At 57.3% G+C, this 10563-nt stretch carries 12 protein-coding genes; 11 read left to right on the forward strand and 1 reads right to left on the reverse strand.

The genetic code is table 11. The annotated features are described in order from the left end of the window. The 10 genes from AC07O1_RS30010 to AC07O1_RS30055 all read left to right on the forward strand — a co-directional run. The coding region (locus AC07O1_RS30010) for a transketolase-like TK C-terminal-containing protein (RefSeq protein ID WP_495091150.1) at positions 1–259 on the forward strand (259 nt) is incomplete at its 5' end. A gap of 211 nt (positions 260–470) precedes the next feature. Then, entirely contained in the window at positions 471–1550 is a 1080-nt protein-coding gene (gene epd, locus AC07O1_RS30015) for an erythrose-4-phosphate dehydrogenase (protein WP_494990660.1), read from the forward strand. Positions 1551–1567: 17 nt separating this feature from the next. Then, complete coding sequence (locus AC07O1_RS30020) at positions 1568–2731, forward strand: phosphoglycerate kinase (protein WP_494990659.1); 1164 nt, start codon at positions 1568–1570, stop codon at positions 2729–2731. 32 nt (positions 2732–2763) lie between these two features. After that, positions 2764–2988, forward strand: a complete 225-nt coding sequence (locus AC07O1_RS30025) for a hypothetical protein (protein WP_494990658.1) — start codon at positions 2764–2766, stop codon at positions 2986–2988. A gap of 60 nt (positions 2989–3048) precedes the next feature. Then, the gene (locus tag AC07O1_RS30030) at positions 3049–3375 is read left to right on the forward strand and encodes an MliC family protein (RefSeq protein WP_494990657.1); all 327 of its coding nucleotides are present in this window, start codon (positions 3049–3051) and stop codon (positions 3373–3375) included. Positions 3376–3592: 217 nt separating this feature from the next. Beyond that, a complete protein-coding gene (fba, locus tag AC07O1_RS30035; protein ID WP_123426473.1) occupies positions 3593–4657 on the forward strand; it encodes a class II fructose-bisphosphate aldolase in 1065 nt (354 codons plus the stop codon). Between the two features lie 564 nt (positions 4658–5221). After that, complete coding sequence (locus AC07O1_RS30040; RefSeq protein WP_495091151.1) at positions 5222–5440, forward strand: ubiquitin-like protein; 219 nt, start codon at positions 5222–5224, stop codon at positions 5438–5440. 450 nt (positions 5441–5890) lie between these two features. After that, entirely contained in the window at positions 5891–8014 is a 2124-nt protein-coding gene (locus AC07O1_RS30045; RefSeq protein WP_495091152.1) for a putative bifunctional diguanylate cyclase/phosphodiesterase, read from the forward strand. A gap of 42 nt (positions 8015–8056) precedes the next feature. Beyond that, on the forward strand, positions 8057–8569 hold the full coding sequence (locus AC07O1_RS30050; protein ID WP_494990654.1) for a M48 metallopeptidase family protein: 513 nt from the start codon (positions 8057–8059) through the stop codon (positions 8567–8569). 24 nt (positions 8570–8593) lie between these two features. After that, positions 8594–8890 carry a winged helix-turn-helix domain-containing protein gene (locus AC07O1_RS30055; protein WP_494990653.1) on the forward strand — a complete coding sequence of 99 codons (297 nt, stop codon included), beginning with the start codon at positions 8594–8596 and terminating at the stop codon, positions 8888–8890. A gap of 93 nt (positions 8891–8983) precedes the next feature. Here AC07O1_RS30055 and AC07O1_RS30060 read toward each other — a convergent pair whose 3' ends face one another. After that, complete coding sequence (locus AC07O1_RS30060; protein ID WP_494990652.1) at positions 8984–9436, reverse strand: GNAT family N-acetyltransferase; 453 nt, start codon at positions 9434–9436, stop codon at positions 8984–8986. 271 nt (positions 9437–9707) lie between these two features. Here AC07O1_RS30060 and AC07O1_RS30065 point away from each other — a divergent pair, with 271 nt between their 5' ends. After that, the gene (locus tag AC07O1_RS30065; RefSeq protein WP_494990651.1) at positions 9708–10445 is read left to right on the forward strand and encodes a substrate-binding periplasmic protein; all 738 of its coding nucleotides are present in this window, start codon (positions 9708–9710) and stop codon (positions 10443–10445) included. Positions 10446–10563 lie beyond the last annotated feature (118 nt).

Here is a 10563-nt window from a genome sequence, read left to right on the forward strand (position 1 = left end):
GGTTTCCATGCCATGCACCAGCGTCTTCGATGCTCAGGATGCCGGCTACAAGCAAGCGGTTCTGCCGTTGCAGGTCAGCGCCCGGATCGCCATCGAAGCTGCTCACACGGATTACTGGTACAAGTACGTGGGCCTGGAAGGTCGCGTCATCGGTATGACCACCTACGGCGAGTCGGCGCCTGCGCCAGCCTTGTTCGAAGAGTTTGGCTTCACTCTGGAAAACATCCTGGGTCAGGCTGAAGAGCTGCTGGAAGACTAAAAAACGCGGACGCGGTAGCCACTGGCTGCCGCGATCCCCTGTAGCAGCTGCCGAAGGCTGCGTCCGGTCGCGAAGCGGTCGTAAACCTGACAGCGCGTATCTTCAATTGGAGCGCGGTGCCTGATTTTACGACCGCTACGCGGCCGGACGCAGGCTGCTACAGGTCCGTGTTGTTTACAGAATTCGTCTGCTGCGCATTATCGAGAACCCCATGCCTCAACCGCGTCCCTACAAAGTTGCACTCAACGGCTACGGCCGGATTGGTCGTTGCGTCTTGCGTGCTTTGTTCGAGCGAGGGGCGAGCGCCGGTTTTGAAATTGTTGCGATCAATGATCTGGCTGATATGGCCAGCATCGAATACCTGACACGCTTCGACTCCACCCATGGGCGTTTTCCCGGAGAGGTGAGGGTCGACGGTGATTGTCTGCATATTAATGGCGACTGCGTGAAGGTCCTGCGCAGTGCCACCCCCGAAGGCATCGATTGGGTGTCGCTTGGCGTCGATCTGGTGCTGGAGTGCTCCGGCGCTTATCACACCCGCGCAGACGGCCAGCGTTTCCTCGACGCCGGCGCGCCGCGCGTGCTGTTTTCCCAGCCGATGGCCAGTGAAGCGGATGTCGACGCCACCATCGTCTACGGCGTCAATCAGGATTGCCTGACCGGCGATGAATTGCTGGTCTCCAACGCGTCCTGCACCACCAACTGCGGCGTGCCGCTGTTGCGTCTGCTGGATCAGGCCTTTGGTCTGGACTACGTGTCGATCACCACGATTCACTCGGCAATGAACGACCAGCCGGTGATCGACGCCTATCACCACGAAGACCTGCGCCGCACCCGTTCGGCGTTCCAGTCGGTGATCCCGGTGTCCACCGGTCTGGCGCGAGGTATCGAACGCCTGCTACCGGAACTTGCCGGGCGAATTCAGGCCAAAGCCGTACGCGTGCCGACGGTCAACGTGTCTTGCCTCGACATCACGATGCAAACCGTGACTGACACTGACGCCACCGAGGTCAACCGGATCCTGCGCGAGGCGGCTACCAGCGGCCCGCTCAAAGGTCTTTTGGCTTACACCGAATTGCCTCACGCCAGTTGTGATTTCAACCATGACCCACATTCGGCGATCGTCGATGCCAGTCAGACCCGCGTTTCCGGCCCAAGGCTGGTGAACGTGCTGGCCTGGTTCGACAACGAATGGGGTTTTGCCAACCGAATGCTGGATGTTGCAGAACACTATCTGCACACCGCTACTCCAAAACCTGACTCTCCACTCTCTGCTTCTCAACAGCAGTAACCCAGGAAATGCGACCCATGACCGTGTTGAAGATGACCGACCTCGATCTGCAAGGTAAGCGCGTATTGATCCGCGAAGACCTCAACGTCCCAGTCAAGGACGGTGTTGTCACCAGCGATGCGCGAATCCTGGCTTCGCTGCCGACCATCAAGCTGGCCCTGGAAAAAGGCGCGGCCGTGATGGTCTGCTCGCACCTTGGCCGTCCGACCGAAGGTGAATTCTCGGCCGAGAACAGCCTCAAGCCGGTTGCTGATTACCTGAGCAAGGCCCTGGGCCGTGAAGTGCCGCTGGTGTCCGACTACCTGGGGGGCGTTGACGTCAAGGCCGGCGACATCGTGCTGTTCGAGAACGTGCGCTTCAACAAAGGCGAGAAAAAGAACGCTGACGAACTGGCCCGGCAATACGCCGCCCTGTGCGACGTGTTCGTGATGGACGCCTTCGGCACCGCTCACCGTGCCGAGGGTTCGACCCATGGCGTAGCCAAATTCGCCAAAGTCGCCGCCGCTGGCCCGTTGCTGGCGGCCGAACTGGACGCACTGGGCAAAGCCCTCGGCGCGCCGGCCCAGCCAATGGCGGCCATCGTTGCCGGTTCCAAGGTCTCGACCAAACTCGACGTGCTGAACAGCCTGAGCCAGATCTGCGATCAGCTGATCGTTGGTGGCGGCATCGCTAACACCTTCCTCGCTGCGGCCGGTCACCCGGTTGGCAAATCGCTGTACGAGCCGGATCTGCTGGACACCGCCCGTGCCATCGCTGCCAAAGTCAGCGTGCCATTGCCGGTCGACGTGGTGGTTGCCAAGGAATTCGCTGAAAGCGCCGCCGCGACCGTCAAGCTGATCGCTGACGTAGCTGCAGACGACATGATCCTGGACATCGGTCCGCAAACCGCAGCGCATTTCGCTGAACTGCTGAAGTCGTCGAAAACCATTCTGTGGAACGGCCCGGTCGGCGTGTTCGAATTCGACCAGTTCGGTAATGGCACCAAAGTCCTGGCCCAGGCCATCGCCGACAGCTCGGCATTCTCCATCGCTGGCGGTGGCGACACCCTGGCAGCCATCGATAAATATGGCGTTGCCGAGCAAATCTCCTACATTTCTACCGGTGGTGGCGCATTCCTCGAATTCGTCGAAGGCAAAGTGCTGCCAGCCGTTGAAGTGCTGGAAAGCCGCGCGAAAGCGTAAAGGTTGATCTGGCCGGAAAAAGGAACATTCACATGGTCAAGACATTACCGCTATTGATCGTCGCGGGCTTGCTGGCCGGTTGTGCCAGTGCTCCGAACGCCGCCAGACCTGAACCTGCAGCAGGTGGGCCGGAAAAAGGTTGCTACCAAGCCGATTGGCAGGCCGAAACCGCTCCGGTGATCGACAAGCGCTCGGGACCGGATGGTCTGGATAAGTACGAGACTCCTGCCAAGGCCATGGAACATGGTTGCCCTTGACGGGTCAGATTCAATAACGCGCTGTGCTTGCGGCGGTGAGCCGCAAGTCGAGGAACACCGATGAGAGGCTTTATCGCCGTGGCGGTGCTGGCGCTGCTCGCAGGTTGCACCAACCTGCACTTGCTCGAGTCGCCGCAGCAGGATAGCTGGACAACCTGGAGCTGTGACAGCCAGGCGCAAGTGGTCTGGCGTTACACCGATAGCAGTCGTAAGGAAGTCGATCTACGCCTGAGCGGCAGCGACCAGGTGTATCGCCTGAAGCTTGAGCCAGGCGGCTCGGGCTCGCTGTACAGCAATGACATGCTGGCGTTTCACATAAAAGGTGAGGAAGGCCTGGTTTACTGGGTCGCCACCAACGATTTGATCGGCCGTGGCTGTAGGAGCTGAGCTTGCTCGCGATAGCGATCTACCAGCACATGATGTTGTATGTGCTGGCCCCATCGCGAGCAAGCTCGGCTCCTACAGGAGATCGAAGGCTCTCAGGATTTATGCAATACCGAATTGGCAGCCAGGGCTAACCCCCGATCTGCAATAACTTGAATAGCAGCCGCCGCTACGGCAGGCTTGCACGATTAACGACCCTCGACCGGGAGATACACACCCAATGGCACTTATCAGCATGCGCCAGATGCTGGACCACGCAGCCGAATACGGCTACGGCGTTCCAGCCTTCAACGTCAACAACCTTGAGCAGATGCGCGCCATCATGGAAGCCGCTGACAAGACTGACTCCCCGGTGATCGTCCAGGCTTCGGCCGGCGCCCGCAAATACGCTGGCGCGCCATTCCTGCGTCACCTGATCCTGGCCGCGATCGAAGAGTTCCCGCACATCCCGGTGTGCATGCACCAGGACCACGGCACCAGCCCTGACGTCTGCCAGCGTTCCATCCAGCTGGGCTTCAGCTCGGTGATGATGGACGGTTCCCTGGGCGAAGATGGCAAGACCCCGACCGACTATGACTACAACGTCCGTGTTACCCAACAAACCGTAGCCATGGCTCACGCCTGCGGCGTTTCGGTAGAAGGCGAGCTGGGCTGCCTGGGTTCGCTGGAAACCGGTATGGCCGGTGAAGAAGACGGCATCGGCGCGGAAGGCGTGCTGGATCACAGCCAGATGCTCACCGACCCGGAAGAAGCCGCTGACTTCGTCAAGCGCACTCAGGTCGACGCCCTGGCCATCGCCATCGGCACCAGCCACGGCGCCTACAAGTTCACCAAGCCACCTACCGGCGACGTGTTGGCCATCGACCGCATCAAGGAAATCCACAAACGCATCCCTAACACCCACCTGGTGATGCACGGTTCTTCTTCGGTTCCGCAAGAGTGGCTGGCGATCATCAACCAGTACGGCGGCGACATCAAAGAAACCTACGGCGTACCGGTTGAAGAAATTGTCGAAGGCATCAAGCACGGCGTACGCAAGGTCAATATCGACACCGACCTGCGCCTGGCATCGACTGGCGCCATGCGCCGCCTGATGGCCACCAACCCGAGCGAATTCGACCCACGTAAATTCTTCGGCGCCACCGTGACGGCGATGCGTGATGTATGTATCGCTCGTTACGAAGCCTTCGGTACTGCGGGCAATGCTTCGAAGATCAAGCCGGTCTCTCTGGAAGCGATGTTCCAGCGTTACCTCAAAGGTGAGTTGAACGCCAAGGTCAACTAAGCCTGAGCGTTTAATAGCGTTAGTAAAAAACCCGCAGAGATGCGGGTTTTTTGTGGGCGCAGTAAATGAAAAGCTTCATGTGCATGCGCAGCTCCCTCGTCACAAAGGAAAATCATGAGCCGTATTTTCTATAAATAAATCTCCATCCTTATAAATCATATTCATATTTAAGATAAAAATTAGTTCGAAATCATATAAAAAACTGTCAGATATTACAGTGTCGTAAATGTGATTTTTCATGCATTTTAAGTGCTCAAGTCATGTAAAGGAGTACGCAGCTGTGGTTCTGAAAAGTGGCCATGAAGGGGGGGGGTCGAAGGAACATGATTTGTTTAATACGAAAAATGGCGTCGTTGATGTTGATGTTCTTCCAGGTGAATCTCGCTTGACGATATTTCAGGCCCTGTTTCTTGGCTTGCTGTCACCGAAACGTCGAGGGTGGCTAACGTAAGTCGTACTAACTTCGCTGTCCTCTTCTTATAGATAAATCTGTTCCCTTATAGATGCAGATTTAATTTTCTTTATTTTTCAGTCTCCGGGCGTTGTCGGAGGCAGGAGGTCAATATGCAAGTTTCCGTAAAAACACTCACGGGTAAAACAATAACGTTAGAAGTGGAACCGTCGGATACGATCGAGAACGTCAAAGCGAAGCTCCAGGACAAAGAAGGAATCCCCCCGGACCAGCAACGTTTGAATTTTTCAGGAACAAAACTGGAAGATGGGCGCACATTGTCGGATTACAGCATCCAGCAGGATTCGGCTCTGAATCTGGTACTTCGTTAGTAACGATGAATCAATGTTTCAAAAAAACGCAGCACTGCCGGCTGAAACACAGCTCTGGTAGGAGCGAGGCTTGCCCGCGAACGAGTCGGGCCGTGTTCGGACGAAGCGCACGCAAATCCGGCATCCGCATTCTGTCTGATGGGCCGTAATGTAAGGTTTTGCGACCGCTGCGCGGCCGATCGCGGGCAAGCCTCGCTCCTACAAATCTTGCGGTGTCCTGCATATGGGTTCGACCTTACATTAAATTGACGTCAATTTAATGGCTGTATGTCATTTAACCCCGGTTTACCGGGGCAGAAGTGCTGACCGTTAGTCGGGTGCCTGAGGATTTGGTTAAATGATAGCGTGGTGACATCTACTGCTTTGTCTGATCCGGGACTAGAGTGAAGGCTCACTATTTGTCCGGTGTTCCCTCGGTTACCGGAATGACGTCCAGACAAGAGAAGCAGCATGGAATGCGCGCAGCCCAAGCCAGGTGAAGTCCGCTCAGTCCTTTTGATCGTTGATGACTATCCTGAAAACCTGATCAGCATGCGTGCGTTGTTACAGCAGCAGGACTGGTACGTAATGACCGCCGCCTCCGGGGTCGAGGCTCTGGGCTTATTACTCGAACATGAAGTCGACCTGGTGCTGCTGGATGTGCAGATGCCCGGGATGGATGGTTTTGAAGTGGCACGCTTGATGCGCGACAGCCAGCGTACCCGCCTGACTCCAATCATTTTCCTTACCGCCAACGAGCAGTCCCGGGACGCCGTGATCAAGGGCTACGCCAACGGTGCGGTCGATTACCTGTTCAAGCCGTTCGACCCGCAGATTCTCAAACCCAAAGTCCAGGCATTGCTGGAGTACCAGCGCAATCGTCTGGCCTTGCAGTGCTTGAGTCATGATCTGGAGGCGGCGAGGGCATTCAATGCCTCGGTGCTGGAAAACGCGGCTGAAGGGATTCTGGTGGTGGATGAAGGCGGAGTCATCCGCTTCGCCAACCCGGCGATCTCGCGGTTGCTCGATGCCCCGGTGGCAGAGTTGCAGGGCGCGGAGTTCGTGAGTTTTCTGCAAAAACCTCATGTGCCCCGTTGGCTCGATTCGGAGCTTTATGCGGGCTACCGTCGTGGCGACACCTGGCGCTTGCACGACGCCATGTTGCGCACGGTTCCCGGCCAGCAGGTGCCCGTGGCATTGTCGTGTGCGCCGCTGCCGTCTGAGCACAAGGCGATGGTCGTGACCGTGCTGGATATGTCGGAGGTGCGCCATCTGCATCAGCAGCTTGAATTCCAGGCGGTCACTGACCCTTTGACCGGGTTGCTCAACCGACGTGGCTTTTATCAGACCGTGGAGAACCTGCTGCTGCGCAGTGAGCGATCGGGCACCACGCCGGTGCTGCTGTATCTGGATCTTGACGGCTTCAAACGGGTCAATGATTCCCTGGGGCACGATGCCGGGGATCGGGTGCTGCGCTGGGTGTCCGAGCAATTGAAGGCGTGCTTGCGCTCCTTCGATATTCTTGCGCGTATGGGGGGCGATGAGTTCACCGCGTTTCTCGATCTGGAGTTCCCCGAACAGGCGGCGAAAATAGCGGAGAAACTCATTGAACGGGTGTCGATTTGTCAGCAAGTCGGGGGCCTGGATATGGCGCTTGGGGTAAGCATCGGAATTGCTACTTACCCGGACTGCGGCTCCAACCTCGACGGCTTGCTGCGGGCTGCGGATATCGCGATGTACGAGGCCAAGCGCGCGGGGCGCCAGCAGTATCGGTTCTACGATTACGAGATGAATGGTCGCGCGCGTTCGCGTTTGATGCTCGAAGAAAGTGTGCGCTCAGCGATTGAGAACAAGGATTTCAACCTGGTGTACCAGCCTCAGGTGGCAATATCCGACGGCCGTCTGCGCGGTTTCGAAGCCATACTGCGCTGGCAGCACCCGAGCGTCGGTGACGTGCCTCCGGGGTTGTTCCTGCCATTGCTGGAAGAGGCACGGCTGATCAGCTGTCTGGGTAGTTGGATCTACCAGCAGAGTGCGGCTCAGCGGCGTGACTGGGGAAGCCTTTTTGCTGACGACCTGGTGCTCAGCGTGAGCCTGAGCAGTACCCAGTTCGGCATGCCCAATCTGGCGGCAGAATTGCGTCAGGTGCTCGAGCGTCATGGCTTGCGGCCACAACAGCTGGAAGTCGAAGTGACCGAGGACGCCTTGATGCAAAACCTCGATGAAGCTCGCAAGCAGCTGCGGCTATTGCGCAAACTTGGGGTGCGGGTCGCGCTCGATGACTTTGGTATGGGCAACTGCTCTTTGGCTCATCTGCGCGACCTGGAACTTGATACCCTGAAACTCGATCGGCAGCTGATTGCCCGCTTGCTCGATTCGCCGCGCGATGCAGCGATGGCCAGCAGCGTTATCGATCTGTGCAAGCGGTTCGGTTTGCTGGTGATCGCTGAAGGTGTGCAAACCCACGAGCAGTATCAGTGGTTGCAGGCTAATGGCTGTCAGTACGCGCAAGGCTCTCTGGTGGCGCATCCGCTGATGGCCCGTGACGTCAGCCGCTTTGCACAGCCGTTTGACTGGAGCGCGCTGGAGGGCTGAATTCGCTACACTGGCGATCTTTCGTGACTGTGTTGCTGCCCCATGACTGCGCTGAAATATCTCCAGGCTTATCCCGCTGCCTTGCAAGAGCAAGTGCGTCAGCTGATTGCGCAAGATCGGCTGGGCGACTATTTGAGCCAGCGTTATCCACACAAGCACGCGGTGCAGAGTGATAAGGCGCTGTACAGCTTTGCTCTGGCGCTCAAGCAGGAGCATCTGCGTAATGCACCGGCCATCGACAAAGTGCTGTTCGATAATCGTCTGGATTTGACCCATCGCGCCCTTGGTTTGCACACCGCCATTTCGCGGGTGCAGGGTGGCAAACTCAAGGCCAAGAAGGAGATCCGCATCGCGTCATTGTTCAAGGACGCGGCACCGGAATTTCTGCGCATGATTGTGGTGCACGAACTGGCACACTTCAAAGAATCCGATCACAACAAGGCGTTCTATCAGCTCTGCGAGCACATGCTGCCGGGCTATCACCAATTGGAATTCGACCTGCGGATTTACCTGACGTACCGGGACATGCAGGGCAAGACCGTTGTGGCTTCGTAACGGTTACCGACAAGGAGTTTGTGGATGGACGTGAGCAAGACCAAGAGCAGCTTTTACCGCCGCTTGTACGTGGCTTACCTGATCGACAGCCAGCTGGCCAGCAGCGTCCCGGCGCTCATCGACGTCACCGGCATGCCCCGACGCACGGCGCAGGACACGATCGCGGCGCTCGCGGATCTGGATATCGTCTGTGAGTTCGAGCAGCAGGACGGTGCTCGCAACCATGCCGGGCGTTATCAGATCCACAGTTGGGGGGCGATTGATAAGGGCTGGATTACGCAGAATCTTGGGCAGATCAAAGCGGTGTTGGGGTATCCCTGAACACTGATCGTTCCCACGCTCCAGCGTGGGAATGCATCCCGTGACGCTCCGCGTCACAGCCAATGCGCACGCAGAGCGTGGGAACGATCAGGTTCAGGATTTGCGCATCCCGATATGCGCAATACCATCTTCAAGATATTCCTCACCCGCCACGACAAACCCGTATCGCTCGTAATAGCCCTGCAAATGCGCTTGGGCCGACAAGTAGATCGGGACCTCAGGCCAGTACTTTTCAGCCTGCTTCAAAGCGTTGGCCATCAGTTCATGCCCCAGCCCTTTGCCTCGCGCGTGCGGTGCAATCACCACCCGGCCGATGACCACGTCCCCGCCTTGGGAGACCGGGTCGAGCAAACGCAAGTACGCCACTAACCGATCACCGTCCCACGCCATCAAATGGCAGGTGTCACCTTCCAGGTCCTGGCCATCGACTTCTTGATAGGCGCATTTCTGCTCGACAACAAAGACTTCCGTGCGCAATTGCAAAATGGCGTACAACTGCTCCTTGCCCAGATCGCTGTGGTGTTTGCAGACCCAATCGATTGTCATCTGTTCATCCTGTAAGAAACCTGGTTCGGATACTAAGCGTCCTGCGAGTGGATGTCTGCCGCCGGCAGAGGTCGTTTATGTGAGAAAAATCAAATTGCCATCATTCATTTTGCTCGCTCCTGTCTTCTTTGTGTAATCTGCTGGGTAGCTCTGTGCAGTGGCTCCCATGAGCTAGTGTTAGGACCGGAGTTGTGGCGGCGTACCGGCACACGGGCCTTCGAGTTTTGGCTAAAAACACGCTGGGCAGCCCGCCCGCTAAGGATGTTTTAGCATGCCGCGATTGCATCGAGCCTTTGCTTTGATTGGATTGCTCTTGCTGGGTCAGAGCGTTTACGCGGAAAAATTGCGTCTGGTAGCCGATGCCTGGCCGCCGTTTACCGATGCCACGCTGGTTAATGGCGGGTTAGCCACCGATATAGTCAGTACTGCCCTGGCGCGGGCCGGCTATGCCAGTGAATTCGAGCAAGTACCTTGGGCCAGAGCCTTGCAGGGCGTTGGCGAAGGGCGTTACGACGTGTTGGTGAATGCCTGGTTCAACGAGGCCAGGACCCATCTGGGGCAGTTTTCCAGCGGGTATCTAATCAATCGGGTGTGCTTTATCAAGCGCAAGGATGAGCCGATCGAATACGACAATTTGCAGCAATTGCATGAATATCCGATCGCTGTGGTGCGCGGTTATGCCTATTCCTCGGCCTTCGACGCAGACCCGGACTTACAGAAAGTGCCTGTGCACAACTTTTCGATGGCGGTGCGGATGCTGGCCGCCGGTCGCGTGAAGTTGACCCTGGAAGATGAATACGTCGCGCGCTACTACCTGGCCCGTGAGTCGCCCAGGGTGCGCAACGGGGTGGAGTTTGTGCCCAAGCCGTTGAGCGAGAACAGCCTGCATATTCTGGTCAGCCTGAAAAACCCCGAGCATCAACAAATCGTCGCCGGTTTCGACCGGGAGATCGCGGCGATGAAGGCTGACGGGAGTTATGACCGGCTGCTGAAGCAGCATGGGATGTAACCTGAAGCGAAGCTGTTTCTGATGATCGTTCCCACGCAGAGTGAACTGACCCCCAAACGTTGGACACAACCTTTGGGGGTGTCATGGGTAAGTACGCAGAACAAGCAAAACTCGCTGC

This window comes from Pseudomonas sp. GW821-FHT07G10 (genome assembly GCF_059418545.1).